This is a genomic window from Actinomadura sp. NPDC049753 (assembly GCF_040674655.1).
Taxonomy (GTDB): Bacteria; Actinomycetota; Actinomycetes; order Streptosporangiales; family Streptosporangiaceae; genus Spirillospora; species Spirillospora verrucosospora.
In genome coordinates, this window is sequence record NZ_JBFARL010000009.1 from 1 (window position 1) to 15,679 (window position 15,679).

15 protein-coding genes are annotated in these 15,679 nt (G+C 73.9%); 4 read left to right on the forward strand and 11 right to left on the reverse strand.

Annotated features, from left to right (window positions below; genetic code table 11):
- Window positions 1–2,087: BTAD domain-containing putative transcriptional regulator (locus tag AB0K37_RS04240; RefSeq protein WP_363974549.1), on the reverse strand; the 2,087-nt coding region annotated here is incomplete at its 3' end.
- 51 nt (window positions 2,088–2,138) lie between these two features.
- The gene (locus tag AB0K37_RS04245) at window positions 2,139–4,271 is read right to left on the reverse strand and encodes an MMPL family transporter (RefSeq protein WP_363974552.1); all 2,133 of its coding nucleotides are present in this window, start codon (window positions 4,269–4,271) and stop codon (window positions 2,139–2,141) included.
- A 154-nt stretch (window positions 4,272–4,425) separates the two neighbouring features.
- On the opposite strand from AB0K37_RS04245, the gene AB0K37_RS04250 reads away from it, so the two are divergent.
- The gene (locus tag AB0K37_RS04250; RefSeq protein WP_345174421.1) at window positions 4,426–4,764 is read left to right on the forward strand and encodes a cytidine deaminase; all 339 of its coding nucleotides are present in this window, start codon (window positions 4,426–4,428) and stop codon (window positions 4,762–4,764) included.
- 21 nt (window positions 4,765–4,785) lie between these two features.
- Here AB0K37_RS04250 and AB0K37_RS04255 read toward each other — a convergent pair whose 3' ends face one another.
- The 4 genes from AB0K37_RS04255 to AB0K37_RS04270 form a co-directional block, all read right to left on the reverse strand.
- Entirely contained in the window at window positions 4,786–6,132 is a 1,347-nt protein-coding gene (locus AB0K37_RS04255) for a hemolysin family protein (protein ID WP_363974555.1), read from the reverse strand.
- The gene (ybeY, locus tag AB0K37_RS04260) at window positions 6,132–6,608 is read right to left on the reverse strand and encodes an rRNA maturation RNase YbeY (RefSeq protein WP_363974558.1); all 477 of its coding nucleotides are present in this window, start codon (window positions 6,606–6,608) and stop codon (window positions 6,132–6,134) included. The genes AB0K37_RS04255 and ybeY overlap by 1 nt, the downstream gene beginning before the upstream one ends.
- Window positions 6,605–7,582 (reverse strand): PhoH family protein, encoded by a 978-nt coding sequence (locus AB0K37_RS04265; RefSeq protein ID WP_363974715.1) that lies wholly within the window; start codon window positions 7,580–7,582, stop codon window positions 6,605–6,607. The genes ybeY and AB0K37_RS04265 overlap by 4 nt, the downstream gene beginning before the upstream one ends.
- A 223-nt stretch (window positions 7,583–7,805) precedes the next feature.
- On the reverse strand, window positions 7,806–8,150 hold the full coding sequence (locus AB0K37_RS04270; RefSeq protein ID WP_363974560.1) for a histidine triad nucleotide-binding protein: 345 nt from the start codon (window positions 8,148–8,150) through the stop codon (window positions 7,806–7,808).
- 346 nt (window positions 8,151–8,496) lie between these two features.
- Between AB0K37_RS04270 and AB0K37_RS04275 the strand changes: the two genes are divergently transcribed.
- Together AB0K37_RS04275 and AB0K37_RS04280 are read left to right on the forward strand one after the other, a co-directional pair.
- Window positions 8,497–9,039: a SigE family RNA polymerase sigma factor gene (locus tag AB0K37_RS04275; RefSeq protein WP_021597207.1), complete on the forward strand. Its 543-nt coding sequence runs from the start codon at window positions 8,497–8,499 to the stop codon at window positions 9,037–9,039.
- On the forward strand, window positions 9,036–9,716 hold the full coding sequence (locus tag AB0K37_RS04280; RefSeq protein WP_363974563.1) for a hypothetical protein: 681 nt from the start codon (window positions 9,036–9,038) through the stop codon (window positions 9,714–9,716). The genes AB0K37_RS04275 and AB0K37_RS04280 overlap by 4 nt, the downstream gene beginning before the upstream one ends.
- A gap of 15 nt (window positions 9,717–9,731) precedes the next feature.
- Here the strand turns inward: AB0K37_RS04280 and AB0K37_RS04285 are convergent, their stop codons facing one another.
- The 3 genes from AB0K37_RS04285 to hrcA form a co-directional block, all read right to left on the reverse strand.
- A complete protein-coding gene (locus tag AB0K37_RS04285) occupies window positions 9,732–10,463 on the reverse strand; it encodes a 16S rRNA (uracil(1498)-N(3))-methyltransferase (RefSeq protein WP_363974566.1) in 732 nt (243 codons plus the stop codon).
- 106 nt (window positions 10,464–10,569) lie between these two features.
- Complete coding sequence (gene dnaJ / locus AB0K37_RS04290; RefSeq protein WP_363974569.1) at window positions 10,570–11,703, reverse strand: molecular chaperone DnaJ; 1,134 nt, start codon at window positions 11,701–11,703, stop codon at window positions 10,570–10,572.
- Window positions 11,704–12,714 carry a heat-inducible transcriptional repressor HrcA gene (gene hrcA / locus AB0K37_RS04295; protein WP_363974572.1) on the reverse strand — a complete coding sequence of 337 codons (1,011 nt, stop codon included), beginning with the start codon at window positions 12,712–12,714 and terminating at the stop codon, window positions 11,704–11,706. It abuts the gene before it with no gap.
- Window positions 12,715–12,918: 204 nt separating this feature from the next.
- Between hrcA and AB0K37_RS04300 the strand changes: the two genes are divergently transcribed.
- Window positions 12,919–13,731: a DUF3097 domain-containing protein gene (locus tag AB0K37_RS04300; RefSeq protein ID WP_363974575.1), complete on the forward strand. Its 813-nt coding sequence runs from the start codon at window positions 12,919–12,921 to the stop codon at window positions 13,729–13,731.
- A 220-nt stretch (window positions 13,732–13,951) separates the two neighbouring features.
- On the opposite strand, the gene hemW is transcribed toward AB0K37_RS04300, so the two are convergent.
- A complete protein-coding gene (gene hemW, locus AB0K37_RS04305; protein ID WP_363974578.1) occupies window positions 13,952–15,160 on the reverse strand; it encodes a radical SAM family heme chaperone HemW in 1,209 nt (402 codons plus the stop codon).
- 43 nt (window positions 15,161–15,203) lie between these two features.
- Entirely contained in the window at window positions 15,204–15,644 is a 441-nt protein-coding gene (locus tag AB0K37_RS04310; protein ID WP_360350038.1) for a hypothetical protein, read from the reverse strand.
- Window positions 15,645–15,679 lie beyond the last annotated feature (35 nt).

A 15,679-nucleotide genomic window follows, 5' to 3' on the forward strand; every position in this document is an offset into this window, starting at 1 on the left:
GTCGCCTCCGGGCCCCGCGCGCGGAGCGTCTCGACGGCGCGCCCCCACAGGTCGGCCGCGGCGCCGTGCGCGAACCGCGCCTCGGCGGCCTCGGCGGCGCGCCGCGCGTACCGGACGGCCTTGTCCGGGTCGGTGCCGGATTCGAGGTAATGGTGCGCGAGCGCGGCGGCCTCGCCCGGGAGGTGGCGTTCCAGCGCGGCGGCGACGCGGCCGTGCACGCGGGTGAGGCGGGCCCTGGACACGCCGGCGTAGAGAGTGTCGCGGACGAGGGCGTGCGCGAACCGGATCCGGCCGGGCGCGGGCTCGGTGACGAGACCCGCGGCCAGGCCGGCCTCCACGGCCTCGATCACCGTCTCCTCGTCCCCCGCCAGGTCGGTCAGGACGCGCAGGTCGGCGTCCCGGCCGATGACGGCGGCGTCGCGCAGCACCGTCTGGACCGGTCCCGGCAGCCGCGCGACACGGCGGCGCAGCACGTCGCCGACGCCGGCGGGGACCCGGCGGGTGGCGGCGGGCAGCCCCTCGGCGTCCAGGAGCCGGGCCGTCTCCCGGGTGAAGAACGGGTTGCCGCCCGTGCGCTCGGCGATCGCGGACAGCTCCGCGTCGTCCAGGCCGGTGGCGCAGGTGTCGCGGACGAGGGCCGCGACCTCCGCCGGCGACAGCCCGGCCAGCTCGATCCGCGCGGGCTCGTGCCGGGCGAGCGCGGCCAGCGCGGCGGCGAGGCCGTCCGGCACCTCAGTCTGGCGGAACGTGGCCAGCAGCAGGACGCGGCGGTCCCGCAGCCGCCCGGCGAGCCGGATCAGCAGGGCGAGGGTCTCCTCGTCGGCCCAGTGCAGGTCGTCCAGGACGAGCAGGAGCGGCGCCGTGTCCGCGAGCTCGGCGAGGTAGTCGCCGACGGCCAGGTGGAGCCGGAACCGCCCCGTGACGACGTCGGCGTCGCCGCGCCCGATGGCGGAGTCGTCCAGGAGGGCCCCGAGCCGTCCGGCGAGGCCCTCGGCGGGCGGGGCGGCGGCCGACAGGTCGCGCAGCAGTTCGGCCCAGGGCCAGGCGGCGGGCGCTCCGGCGGTCTCCGGCGCCGTCCCCCACGCGCACGTCCAGCCCCGGCCGGCCAGGTCGCGCGCGAGCCTCTCGGCGAGCGCTGTCTTGCCCATCCCGGCGTCCCCGCAGACGATGACGACGCCGCCGCGGCCCGCCGCGGCGTTCCCGGCGGCCTCCTCCAGCCGCGCCAGTTCCTGGACGCGGCCGACGAAGGCCGGGCCCTCGCCGGGACGGGGCGCGGACGCGAGCCGCAGGGCGGGACGCGGCGGCGCCGGCCGTTCCGGCTCCCCCAGCGCGGGCTCCTGCGCCAGGATGTCGCTCTCCAGGCGGCGCAGCGCCGGACCGGGATCGACGCCGAGCTGCTCGGTCAGGGCCGCGCGGGCGCGCCGCAGCGCGGCGAGGGCGTCGCCCTGGCGCCCGGCGCGGTAGAGGGCGAGGGACAGCAGCCGCCACGCCTCCTCGCGCAGCGGGTTGGCGGCGGCGTGGGTCTCCAGGTCGGGGACGGCCTCGGCGGCCGATCCGAGCCTCAGCATGGCCCCCGCGCGGTGCTCGACCGCCAGCCGGCGCCGCTCGTCCAGGCGGGCGGCCTCGGCCGCGGCCCACGGCAGGTCGCCGAACTCGGCGTAGGCGGGCCCGCGCCACTCGGCGAGCGCCGCCTCCGCGCGGCGGCGCGCCTCCCGCGGGTCGGCCGCGGCCAGCTCGGCGGCCTCGTCGATCAGCGCGTCGAACCGCCACGCGTCGACGGAGCCGTCCGGCAGCCGGAGCGCGTACCCCGGCGGCTCGGTGACCAGGATCCGCGCGGGCGTGCGGGGCGGGCGGTCCGGTTCGAGCGCGCGGCGCAGGTGGGACACGAAGGACTGGAGGCCGGCGGCGGCGCGCGGTGGGGGCGTGCCCGCCCACAGCTCGTCGACGAGCCTGTCGGCGGGCACCATGCGGCCCCGCGCGGCGACGAGGCGGGCGAGCACGGAGCGCTGCCGGTGACCGCCGAGGTCGGCGGCGGTTCCGGCCACCTCGGCCCCGAAGGCCCCGAGAACGCGTACGACTGGCGACATGTCCCGATCAGCCTAACCGGGACATGCCGCCCTTCTTGGATCGCTCCCCGGCTACGCGCGGCTGGGCTCGGGGCGCCGCTCGGTCGGCCGCGCGGGCGCCGCGCCGCCGTGCAGGTCGATCGCCGGCAGCACCCGGGCGAGCGGCCCCGGCAGCCACCAGTTCGCCCGTCCGAGCAGCGACATCGTGGCCGGCACCAGCACCAGGCGCACGACCGTCGCGTCCAGCGCCACCGCGACCGCCAGCCCGACCCCCATCTGCTTGATCACCAGGCCGGGGTCGGCGGCGAAACCGAGGAACACCGCCACCATGATCAGTGCCGCGCTGCTGATGACCCGGCCGGTCGCGGCGAGCCCGGTGGACACCGAGCCGCGCGCGTCGCCGTGCAGCAGCCATTCCTCCCGGACCCGCGAGAGCAGGAAGACCTCGTAGTCCATGGAGACGCCGAACAGGACGGCGAACATCAGCAGCAGGATGAACGACGACACCGGGACGCTGTGCGGGAGCCCGAGGAGTTCCGCGCCCCATCCCCACTGGAACACGGCCGTGAGCACCCCGTACGCGGCGCCGATCGACAGCAGGTTCATCACCGCGGCCTTCAGCGGCGCCAGCAGCGACCGGAACACGATCATCAGCATGACGAACGACGTCGCCACCACCACGCCGATCACCGGCCACAACCGGTCCGACAGCACCCGGGACAGGTCCACGTAGATGGCGGTCAGCCCGGTGACCTCGGTGTCCGGCGGCAGCACGTCGGCCCGGATCCGGTCGACGAGGCCGGTCACCCGCGCGTCCTGCGGCCCGTAGTCCGGCGTCACCATGATCACCGCGGCGTCGCCGCGCGGGGAGGTCTGCGGCGGCGCCACGGACGCGACGCCCTCGGTGGCCTCCAGCCGGTCCCGCAGCCCCGGCAGGGACGCCTCGTCGGTCCGGGTGAGGTCGACGGCGACGACGAGCGGCCCGTTCGCGCCCGCGCCGAAGCCCTCGGCGACCAGGTCGTAGGCCTGGCGGACGGTGTTGGACGTGGGCTCGCTGCTGGCGTCGCTCGGCCACGTCCGCATGCCGAGCGCGGGGGCGGCGAGGGTGAGCATCAGCACCCCGGCGGCGAGCAGCCACGGCCAGGGGTGCCGCCCGACGTGCACGGCCCAACGCCGCACCCGCGGCGACTGCACGGCGATCGCCGCGCCGGCCGCGCGGTCGCGGCGGCGCAGCACCCTGCGGCCGGCGAGGCCCAGCACGGCCGGCAGCAGCGTGACCGCGCTCAGCACGGTCGCCGCGACGACGATCCCGGTGGTGAACCCCATCGTCATGAACACCGGGATCCGCGACAGCACCAGCCCGCACAGCGCCAGCAGCACCGTGAACCCCGCGAAGATCACCGACAGGCCCGCGGTCGCGATGGCGCGTCCCACCGCCTCCGGGACGTCGAGGCCCTCCGCGAGCCCCTCCCGGTGGCGGGTCAGGACGAACAGCGCGTAGTCGATGCCGACCCCGAGCCCGACCATGGTGGCGAGCGTGGGAGCGGTGGTCGCGACGTCGGTGAACGCGGCGACCAGCGTGATCCCGGACACGCCGACGCCGAGCCCGGCCAGCGCGACGGCGAGCGGCAGCCCGGCCGCCACCACGGACCCGAACGCCAGCAGCAGGATGACCAGGGCCGCCACGATCCCGATCGCCTCGGCGACGCCGCCGGGCGCGGTCACGTTCTCGGGGACCTGGCCGCCGAACTCCACCTGGTAGCCGGCGGCGTCGAGGTTCCGCGTCGCCGACCGCAGCAGGTCGAGGGTCTCCTTGGGCCCGAGGTCGGTGACCGGCACCGAGTACCGGACGGTCACCATCGCGGTCGCGCCGCCCTTGCCGAGCTGCGCCGGGTCGACGCCGCTGACGTGCGGCAGCCTCCGCAGCTCTGCCGCCGCCGCTGCCAGCTCCGCCTGGTCGACCCTGCCCGACTCCGCGTGCACCACGACCCGCGCGTCGGCCCCCGCCAGCGCGGGGAGCCGCTCCTTCAGCAGGTCGGTGGCCTGCTGCGAGCCCGTCCCGGCGAGCGTGTAGTTGTCGTGCAGGGCGCCCCCGGCGACGCCGGACAGTCCGGCCATCGCGGCGACGAGCACCAGCCAGACGACGATGAACCGCCAGGGCCGCAGAGCGGCGGCCCTTCCCAGGCGGTAGAGCAGACGGGACATCACTTCTCCCCCAGAACGGCGCTGTTCGACGCTCCACAGGTTCGCGCGCCGCCCTTGCCGTCCACTTGGCGCCGACTTGCGGACCGCCGACCCGGCCCGGCGGACCGCCGAGCCGCCCGCCCCGCCCGCCCGCGATGCCCGTACGCTGGGGGGCGTGAGCGAGCTGAACGCCGAGGACGCGAAGATCATCACCCTGGCCAGGTCGGCGCGGGCCCGCACGGGCGCCGCCGAGGGCGCCGCCGTGCGCGACGAGACGGGCCGCACCTACTCCGCCACGAGCGTGGACCTGCCGTCCCTGAAGCTCTCGGCGCTCAAGGTCGCCGTCGCGATGGCCGTCTCCAGCGGTGCCGAGGACCTGGAGGCCGCCGCCGTCGTCACCGCCGCCGAGGCCGCCGACCCCGCCGACGTCGCCGCCGTCAGGGACCTCGGCCCCAAGGCCCCGGTCCTGCTCGCCGCCCCCGACGGCAGCGTCCGCGACATCGTCCGCGGCTAGGCCGGCCGGCGGCCGGGGCCGTCAGCGGGAGTGGTCCGAGGCCGCGCGGCTCCCGGCGTCAGCCGGCGGGGCGCCGAGCCTCCGCACCAGGACGGTCCCGACCCGGTTGCGGCGCCCGGCGATCGTCTCGGCCTTGAGGGACAGCACGGGGCCGGTCTCGCCGGTGGAGGCCTCGTTCGTGGCGACCTCGGCGGTGGACCCCTCGATCGGGACGCGGCCGAGCGCGTGCGCGAGCAGGCCGCCGACCGTCTCGACCTCCTCGGCGTCGATCTCCACGTCGAACAGCTCGGCGAGGTCCTCCACGGGCAGGCGGGCCGTGACGCGGGCCGCGTCGCCGGAGAGCCAGGTCACCGGCGGGTTCTCCACGTCGTACTCGTCGGTGATCTCACCGACGATCTCCTCCAGGATGTCCTCGATGGTGACCAGGCCCGCGGTGCCGCCGTACTCGTCGATGACGATCGCCACGTGGATCTGCCGGGCCTGCATCTCGCGCAGCAGCTCGTCGATCGGCTTGCTGTCGGGGACGTAGGTGGCGGGCCGCATGACCGAGTCGACCGTCTCGACCGACTCGCCCTCGCGGTGCTCCTGGCTGCGCCGGACGACGTCCTTGAGGTAGGCGATGCCGACGACGTCGTCCTCGTTCTCGCCGACGACGGGGATGCGGGAGAAGCCGCTCCGCAGCGCCAGCGACATCGCCTGCCGCAGGGTCTTCGTGCGCTCCACGAACACGATGTCGGTGCGCGGCACCATCACCTCGCGGACGAGGGTGTCGCCCAGCTCGAACACCGAGTGGATCATCTCCCGCTCGACCGGCTCGATCAGGCTGCGCTGCTCGGCGAGGTCGACCAGGTCGCGCAGCTCCGCCTCGGAGGCGAACGGGCCCTCCCGGAACCCCTTGCCCGGTGTGAGGGCGTTGCCGAGCAGGATCAGCAACCGCGGCAGGGGCCCGAACACCCGGGTCACCGGGTGGATCACGGCGGCGCCCGCCAGCGCGATCCGGTCGGCGTGCTGGATGCCGAGGGTGCGCGGCCCCACCCCGATCACCACGTAGCTGACGACGATCATCACGGCGGCGGCGGTGACGTAGGCGCGCCACGTCTCGTCCAGCCAGGAGATGCACAGGTTCGCGACGATCACGGTGGCGACCAGCTCGCAGCCGATCCGCAGCAGCAGGACCATGTTGACGTAGCGGGCCGGGTCGGCGACGACCTCCGCCAGCCGCCTGGCGCCGCGCCGCCCCTCCCGGAGCGCCTCCTCGACCGTGACGCGCGAGACCCGGGCGAGCGCCGTCTCGGTGCCGGCCAGCAGGCCCGCCAAGAAGACCAGGGCCACCGCCAGGGCGGACAGCCACGCCTGCGCCGTGCTCATCAACCGCCGCGTTTCTCCCGCCAGGAGGTGAGGAGCTCGGCCTGCAGGCCGAACATCTCCCGGTGCTCCTCCGGCTCGGCGTGGTCGTAGCCCAGGAGGTGCAGGATGCCGTGCGCGCACAGCAGCTCCAGCTCCTCCGCGGTGCTGTGCCCGGCCTCCCGCGCCTGCTTCTCGGCGACGGCGGGGCACAGCACGACGTCGCCGAGCAGCCCCGGGTCGGCCTCGCCGTCCTCGTCCGCGCCGCCGGACATGTGCCCGGGTCGCAGCTCGTCCATGGGGAACGACAGGACGTCGGTCGGGCCCGGCTCGTCCATCCACTTCTCGTGCAGCTCGGTCATCGCGTCCTCGTCGACCAGCAGCACCGACAGCTCCGCCAGCGGATGGACGCGCATCCCGTCCAGGACGTGCCGGGACAGGTCGGCGATGGCCTTCTCGTCGACCTCGGCGCCCGACTCGTTCAGCACCTCGATGCTCACTGCCGCCCCCGCTTGCGGGGGCCGCCGCGCGCCGCGCCCTGCTTGATCTGCGGGACCTGCTTCTCGTCGAACCGGTTGTAGGCGTCGACGATCTCGGTGACGAGCTTGTGGCGCACCACGTCGCGGCTGTCCAGCCGGGAGAAGTGGATGTCCTGGACGCCGTCCAGGATCTCCTGGACGACGCGCAGCCCGCTCAGCTGCCCGTTCGGCAGGTCGACCTGGGTGACGTCGCCGGTCACCACGACCTTCGACCCGAACCCGAGCCGGGTGAGGAACATCTTCATCTGCTCGGGCGAGGTGTTCTGCGCCTCGTCCAGGATGATGAACGAGTCGTTGAGGGTGCGGCCGCGCATGTACGCCAGGGGGGCGACCTCGATGGTGCCGGCGGCCATCAGGCGCGGGATCGAGTCGGGGTCGACCATGTCGTGGAGCGCGTCGTACAGGGGGCGCAGGTACGGGTCGATCTTCTCGTAGAGCGTTCCCGGCAGGAAGCCGAGCCGCTCGCCCGCCTCGACGGCGGGCCGCGTGAGGATGATCCGGTTGACCTGCTTGTCCTGCAGGGCGCGGACGGCCTTGGCCATGGCGAGGTACGTCTTGCCGGTGCCGGCCGGGCCGATGCCGAACACGATCGTGTGCTTGTCGATCGCGTCGACGTACCGCCGCTGGTTCAGCGTCTTCGGGCGGATGGTCCGGCCCCGGCTGGACAGCACGTCCAGGGTGAGGACCTCCGCGGGACGCGCGCCGCTCTCGCCGCGCAGCATCGCCAGGCTGCGCTCGACGGCGTCCGGGGTGAGCTGGGTGCCGCCCTTCAGCAGTTCGAGCATCTCGGTGAACAGCCGCGAGACGAGGTCGGTCTCGCCCTCGGGACCGGTCACGGTGATCTCGTTGCCGCGGACGTGGATGTCGATGCCGGCGCCGAAAGCGTGCTCGATCGCGTGGAGCAACTCATCCCGGGAGCCGAGCAGGCTCACCATCGAATGGTCGTCCGGCACCACGATCTTGATCTGCGAGCGCGAGCCTGTCCGGTCGTCGCGCCCCGTGCGGGTTGCCCTCGCGTGAGTTGATTCGACCATCAGCCGGGCCTTGCGGCCTATCGGACCTGCCTTCTGTCTGCTCCGGGTGTCCTGGTGTACCGGTTCCATCGTACTGGCGACCCCCGACACACCGCCGCAGCATTTTCCGCGCGCGGCGGGCGGCTCAGCCGGGCGGCCAGTTCAGGCCACGTCCGCCCAGCACGTGGGCGTGCACGTGGAACACCGTCTGGCCCGCCTGGGAGCCGGTGTTGAACACGATCCGGTAGCCGGTCTCGGCGACGCCCTCGTCGGCGGCGACCGCGTGGGCCTCGCGCACCATCTCGGCGAGCAGTTCGGCGTCCGAGGCGGCCAGCTCACCGACCGTCGGGTGGTGGTCACGCGGGATGACCAGCACGTGCGTCGGCGCCTGGGGGTTGATGTCGCGGAACGCCACCGTCCCCGCCGACTCGCGGACGATCGTGGCGGGCACGTCCCCAGAAACGATCTTGCAGAACAGGCAGTCGGTCATCTGTCTCCCCTCGCGGCGGTCCGCGACCGCCCGGAAATCCTATCGGGACCGGCGCGGGCACGGATCGCGGCCGTTCGGCCGGACGGGGTTCCCGTCGATCGAATCCCCCGTAGCGGTCGGCATTTCGACCTGCCACTGGCTAAGGTTGTCAGCTCAGGCGTAACCCCCCGGTTCGCAAGGCGTTGCGGCACATCTCGCCCCCGGCGGGAACGCCCGGATCACGTCGGTCCGACGCGACCGTCCGAATGGACGGCGGGGGGCCGGCAAAGGCGGCGGATAGGTGACCGAGGCAAACCAGGACATGCCCTTTCGTAAACCGAACGACGAGGGTGCGCGTCCCACTGACGTGACCGAGACCCTCGTGGCCAGGGGCACGGCGGGCGCGGTGGCCGTCGCCTGGGACGCCGATCAGGCGGTGACCGCCCTCTACAGCGCCAACTACCGTTCGCTGGTGCGCCTGGCGGCCATGCTCGTCCGGGACGCGGGGACGGCCGAGGAGGTCGTGCAGGACGCGTTCGTCGCGATGCACGGCGGCTGGCGCCGGCTGCGCGACCCGGACAAGGCCCTGTCGTACCTGCGCCAGTCGGTGGTCAACCGGTCGCGATCGGTGCTCCGGCACCGCGCCGTCGTCGAGAAGTACGCCCCCAAGGGCCTGCCCGACGCGCCGAGCGCGGAAGCCGGCGCCATCGGAGAGCTGGAGCGCTCGGCGGTGATCGACGCGCTCTCCCGGCTCCCCGCACGCCAGCGGGAGGCGCTCGTCCTTCGCTACTACGCCGATCTGTCCGAAGCGGAGATCGCCAACGCGATGGGCATCTCCCGCGGCGCCGTGAAGAGTCATACGGCGCGCGGCATGACCGCGCTACGCAACGTCCTGGAGCAGTTCTCATGACCACCGACCCCCACGACGAGCACGGCGAGATCCTCCGCCGCGCCCTGCACGCGGAGGCGGACTCGGTCAACCCCGCGGGCGACGGCCTGGAGCGCATCCAGGCCCGTATCGCCGACGGCCGGCGCCGCCGGACCGGCCTCGGACGGTTCGGCCCGGCGCGCTTCGGGTTCGACCGGTTCACCGTGAACTGGGCGCGCCCCCTCCTCGCCGTGGCCGCGGCCGTGCTGATCGCCGGGCTGGGCGTGACGGCGCCGCAGACGATCGACATGATCCAGCAGTCGGTCGGCAGCAACAGCCCGTCCGGCGACGGGGGCGACGACAGCACCGGAGACCGCACCGGCCCGGGGGTCGACCCCGAGTTCCCGGTCCCGTCCTCGCCGGGCGCCAGCACGTCGGGCGAGCCGAGCACCCCGCAGACGCCGAGCACCAGTTCCTCGCCGGGGCTGTCGTCGTGCCGCATCCCCTCGCCGGGCGCCTCGGCCGGAACGACCGCCACGCCGACGCCGGCGACCACGCCGTGCCCGAGCGAGACCCCGACGCAGGCGCCGCCCACGACGCCGGCCCCGCCCACCTCCACGACGCCCGAGGCGCCGAGCAAGCCCACCGAGCAGCCGACGCAGTCCGCGACGAGCGAGCCCGCGGTGACGACCGAGCAGAACCCCGCCACCACCCCGTGACGGCGCCCGCCGGCGCTACCAGCGGCCGGTGGCGGCCAGCAGCACGCTGGCCGCCGCGACTCCCGCGGTCGAGGTGCGCAGGACGGTCGGGCCGAGCCGCGCGGGACGCCCGCCCGCGGCGGCGAAGCGTTCCAGCTCGTCCTCGCTGATCCCGCCCTCGGGGCCGACCACGAGGACGATGTCGCCCCGCGCGGGCGGCTCCACGGCGCTCAGCGGCGCCTCGGCCCCCTCGTGCAGGACCAGGGCCAGGGACGCGCCGGCGATCCGCTCGGCGACGTCCTCGGTGGACTCCAGCTCCGCCACCTCGGGCAGGCGACCGCGCCGCGCCTGCTTGCCGGCCTCGCGGGCGGTCGCGCGCCAGCGCCCGAGGGCCTTGTCGCGCCGCTCCGGGCGCCAGCGGGTGACGCACCGGGACGCCGACCACGGGACGATCTCGTCCACGCCGACCTCGGTCATGGTCTCGACCGCGAGCTCGCCCCTGTCGCCCTTCGGGAGGGCCTGGACGACCACGAGGCGGGGCGCGGGCGGGGGCTCCCGGTGCCGGGCCAGCACGTCCAGCGTGAGGGACGCCCGGTCGGCCGCGGTGACGACGCATTCGGCCAGCAGGCCCTCGCCGTCGGTCAGGTCGACCCGCTCCCCCGGCCGCAGCCGCCGCACGGCCGCCGCGTGCCGGCCCTCGGGCCCGTCCAACAGGACGCGGTCGCGTTCCAGCTCGGCCGTCCCGGCGAGGAAGACCGGCGGGCTCATCCGAGCCGTCCGGGGGAACCGGGGCTCCGGCGGACGTCGCTCATCGCTGCCACCCTGCTCCTCAATCGCCGCGGCGGCCTTCCTCGTAGGCCGCCGCCACCGCGCTTCAGTGCTGGTTGAAGACGTCCTTGAGACGCGAGAACACGCCGCGCTGCCCGGGGGCGAACCTGCCGGGCGGGCGCTCCTCGCCGCGCAGCACCGCGAGCCGCCGCAGCAGCTCCTCCTGCTCCTCGTCGAGCTTGTTCGGCGTCTCCACGTTGACGTGGATCATCAGATCGCCGCGGCCGCTCTCGTTGAGGTGCCGGACGCCCCGGTTGTAGAGCGTGATGACCTGCCCCGACTGCGTGCCGGGCTTGATGTCGACGCTCTCGGCGGCGTCCAGCGTCTCGATCGTGACGCTGGTCCCGAGCGCCGCCGCCGTCATCGGGATCTCGACCGTGCAGTGCAGGTCGTCGCCCTCCCGCTCGAAGATCGGGTGCGGCTTCTCCACGATCTCCAGGAACAGGTCTCCGGGCGGGCCGCCGCCCGGGCCGATCTCGCCCTCGCCGGCGAGCTGGATGTGGATGCCGTTCTCCACGCCGGCCGGGATCTTGACCTTGACGGTGCGCCGCGTGCGGACCCGGCCGTCGCCGGAGCACTCGGTGCACGGGTTGCGGATCACCGAGCCGAAGCCGCCGCACGCCGGGCACGGCCGGGCCGTCATGACCTGGCCGAGGAACGAGCGCTGGACCTGCTGCACCTCTCCACGGCCGTGGCACGTCTCACACGTCTCCGGGTGGGTGCCGGGCGCGCAGCCCGACCCCTCGCAGGTCGTGCAGGCGACCGCCGTGTCGATGGACAGCTCGCGGGTGGTGCCGAACGCGGTCTCGGCGAGGTCGAGCTCGACCCGCAGCGTCGCGTTGCGGCCGCGCCGGGCGCGCGACCGCGGACCCCGCGAGGTCGCGGTGCCGAAGAAGGCGTCCATGATGTCGCTGAACGGGAACCCGGCGCCGCCGAACCCGCCGGCCCCGGCCCCGCCCGCGGACGCGAACGGGTCCGCGCCGAGGTCGTACATCTCGCGCTTCTTGGGGTCGGAGAGCACCTCGTAGGCCTGGGTGATCTCCTTGAACCGCTCCTGGGTCTCCGGATCCGGGTTGACGTCCGGGTGGAGTTCCCGCGCGAGCCGGCGGTAGGCCTTCTTGACCTCGTCGGCGCTGGCGTCCCGCCGGACGCCCAGGGTCGCGTAGTAGTCGTTCGCCACTTACGACCCCGCCAGGATCTGTCCCACGTAGCGTGCCACTGCCCGTACCGCTCCCATCGTGCTGGGGTAATCCATGCGTGTCGGCCCGAGCACTCCCAGCCGGGCCAGAGTGAGGTCGCCCACCCCGTAGTCGGCGGCGACGACCGAGGTCGACTTGAGCCCCAGGTCGGGGTTCTCGGTGCCGATCCGCACCGTAACTGTAGAGGAGTCGCCGGTCTCGCCGAGCAGCCGCATGAGGACCACCTGCTCCTCCAGCGCCACCAGCACCTCCCGCAGGCTCTGCGAGAAGTCCACGGCGGCGAGGTTGGCCGCCCCGGCGAAAACGATCTTCTCCTCGTGCTTCTCGACGAGCGTCTCCAGCAGGACCGACAGGACCGCCGCCGCCACCGGCCGCTCCTCCGGGCCCACCTTGTCGGGCAGGTCCGCCACGGCCGCAGGGACCTCGCCGAAGCCGAGCCCGTCCAGGCACGTGTTGAGCAACGCCCGCAGGTGGCCGATCGATTCCTCGGAGATCTGCCCGGTCTCGATGACGCGCTGCTCGACCCGGCCGGTGTTGGTGATCAGGACGAGCAGCAGCCGCCCCTCCGCCACCGGGACCAGCTCCACGTGCCGGACCGCCGAGCGGGTCAGCGACGGGTACTGCACCACCGCGACCTGCCGGGTCAGCTGCGCGAGCAGCCGCACCGTCCGGCCGACGACGTCGTCGAGGTCGTAGGCCCCCGACAGGAACGTCTCGATCGCGCGGCGCTCGGCGACCGACAGCGGCTTGATCGTGGACAGCCGGTCGACGAACAGCCGGTAGCCCTTGTCGGTGGGGACGCGCCCGGCGCTGGTGTGGGGCTGGGCGATGTAGCCCTGCTCCTCCAGCACCGCCATGTCGTTGCGGATGGTCGCGGGCGACACCCCGAGGTTGTGCCGGTCGGCCAGCGCCTTGGATCCCACCGGCTCGTTGGTGGAGACGTAGTCCTCGACGATGGCGCGCAGGACCGCTAGTTTCCGGTCGTCCAGCACGATGTCACCTCCTTCGTCCGGCCGGTCCGTGCCACTGGCACTCCTTGCTTTCGAGTGCCAAGTCTACGGCCCGGACGGCTCGACTGGAGCGCCCCCGCACTCTCCGCATGGCTGCGTGATCCTATCCGGCCGGGAAACCGGCGCCACGCCGAAGAACGCGGGGCGGCGCCGCGGGAGCGTCCCGCCCGGTTAATGTGCGGATCTGTGCGGAGTAAGAACTACGGAAACGACGTGCTGGGCGGCGACTGGCGCAGGCCCCGCAAGGGCCAGATCCCGGAGGTGCCCGCCGAGCCCGGCCTGGTCGCCGAGGATCCCGACAGCGGTTTCTGCGGCGCCGTGGTCGGCTGCGACAAGTTCGGCGTCACCCTGGAGGACCGGTTCGGCAAGCGCCGGGTGTTCCCGCTGACCAGGTCCGGGTTCCTCATCGACGGGAAACCGGTCACCCTCGTGCGGCCGGCCGCCGCGCCCGCGGGCCCGGCCCGGTCGGCCTCGGGGTCGATCGCCGTCCGGGGCCTGCGGGCGCAGGTCGCCAAGGAGAGCCGCATCTACGTGGAGGGCCTCCACGACGCCGAGCTGGTCGAGAAGATCTGGGGCCACGACCTGCGCGTCGAGGGCGTCGTCGTCGAGTACCTCGAAGGCGTCGACGACCTGCCCGCCATCGTCGAGGAGTTCGCCCCCGAGGAGGGACGGCGCCTCGGCGTCCTGGTCGACCACCTCGTGGAGGGGTCCAAGGAGTCGCGGATCGCCGCCCGGGTCACCTCGCCGCACGTCCTCGTCACCGGCCACCCGTTCATCGACATCTGGGAGGCCGTCAAGCCCGCGGCCGTCGGCATCCGCGCCTGGCCCCGCATCCCCCGCGGCGTCCCCTGGAAGGAAGGCGTGATCGCCGAACTCGGCTGGGGCGACGACACGGGCGCCGCCTGGAAACGCATCCTCGGCTCGGTGAACGCCTACACCGACCTGGAGCCCGCCCTCCTCGGCCGCGTGGAGGAACTCATCGACTTCGTGACTGGCTAGCCCAGGGGGGCGACCCCCTGGAACCCCCGTTGCGAGCCGGGCGATCCTCCCGCCACGGTGCTTGGTTTCCGTGCCCGTGCGGGTTCGTGACGTGTCGCTCCGGCCGCCCGACCCGTGCCCCGGCTCAGCTCAACTCCGAGAGCGTCATGATGTGGCACATCCAAGAGGGATGGAGCGCCTTTCACCCCTCGGCGCGTGGCGTGGTTCCGGTCGGCGCTGGTCAGGTGAGGGCTCGGACTACCGCGTCGGCCAGGAGGCGGCCCTTGAGGGTGAGGACTGCTCGGCCCTGCTCGTAGGGGGCGGGTTCGACCAGGCCGTCGGCTATCGCTCTGCGGGCGGCGCCGTCGTCCAGGAGATGGGCGGGGCAGCCCTGGGCGAGGCGCAGTTCGAGCATGACGCGTTCGATGTGCCGGTCGTCGTCGGTGAGGATCTCTCTGGCGTGGGCGGGGGTGGTGCCCTCGGCGAGGCGGGCGGCGTAGGCGGCGGGGTGCTTGACGTTCCACCAGCGGGTGCCGCCCACGTGGCTGTGGGCTCCTGGGCCGACGCCCCACCAGTCGGCGCCCGTCCAGTAGAGCATGTTGTGCCGGCACGCGGCGCGGGGGTCGGCGGCCCAGTTGGAGATCTCGTACCAGTGCAGGCCGTGGCCGCTGAGCAGCTCGTCGGCGATCAGGTAGCGGTCGGCCATGGCGTCGTCGTCGGGGGCGGTCAGCTCGCCGCGCCTCACCTGCGCCGCCAGCCGGGTGCCCTCCTCGACGATGAGGGCGTAGGCGGACACATGGTCGGGCTCGGCCGCCAGGGCCGCCTCCAGGGAGCCCCTCCAGTCGTCGTCGGTCTCCCCTGGCGTTCCGTAGATGAGGTCGAGGTTGATGTGCTCGAACCCCGCCTTGCGCGTCCACTCGACGACCTGCGGGACGCGTCCGGGCGTGTGCGCGCGTTCCAGGACGGCCAGGACGTGCTCGCGCGCGCTCTGCATGCCGTAGGAGACGCGCGTGAAGCCGGCTTCGCGGAGTCCGGCGATGTACGCCTCGTCCACCGACTCCGGATTGGCCTCGGTGGTGACCTCCGCGCCCGGGGCGAGCCCGAACTCGGCGTCGATGGCGGAAAGGACGCGGCCCAGGTCGTCCGGCGGGAGAAGGGTCGGTGTGCCGCCGCCCACGAAGACGGTCTCCACGGGCAGGTCCACGTCCCCCAGCACTCGCCGGGCCATGCGGACCTCGCGGATCGCGGTGTCGGCGTAGGAGTCGCGGCTCGCCCCTGGGCCCAGCTCCGTCGCCGTGTAGGTGTTGAAGTCGCAGTACCCGCACCGGGTCACGCAGAAGGGCACATGCACGTAGAACGCGAACGGGCGCTTTCCGAGGCCGTCCAGGGCATTGCCGGGCAGCGCACCGTCGGCCGGTACGGGATCGCCATCAGGAAGCGTCGAGGGCACCTTCCAAGTCTGCCCCGCTCCGCGGCCTGCTTCGACCGGGCGGTCAGGCGTCCCCGAGCTTGTCGCGGAGCCAGTCGGGGATGTGCTCGGCCGCGCGGGGGAAGCGGTCGAGGTCCTGGACGTACGCGGACGGGGCCAGCGGCGGGGTGAAGTCGGGCTCGCCGTCGTAGTCGAACTCGGCGCTGAAGTGGCCGGAGCGCTCGACCTGGAGGCGCGCGGTGAACCAGGCGCCCTTGTCGGCCCGGTACATGACGCGGCGCAGTTCGTCCATCTTCCCGACGGCCTGGCCCGGGGGCAGGGCCGTGCGGCGCCCGCCGCCCGGACCTTCGACCTCGAAGGAGGCGCTGTCGATGCCGACCGTCGCGCGGAACTCGAAGTCGAGCCGCTGCCAGCCCGCGGGGGCGGCCGAACGCAGCGCGCGCACGGCGCCGTTCACCGTCTCCCGCTCCTTCTCGGAACGCAGAACCTGGTCGGGGTGGGTCACGCTGCCTCCGCGAGGTCGGCCGGGTTCGGTTGATC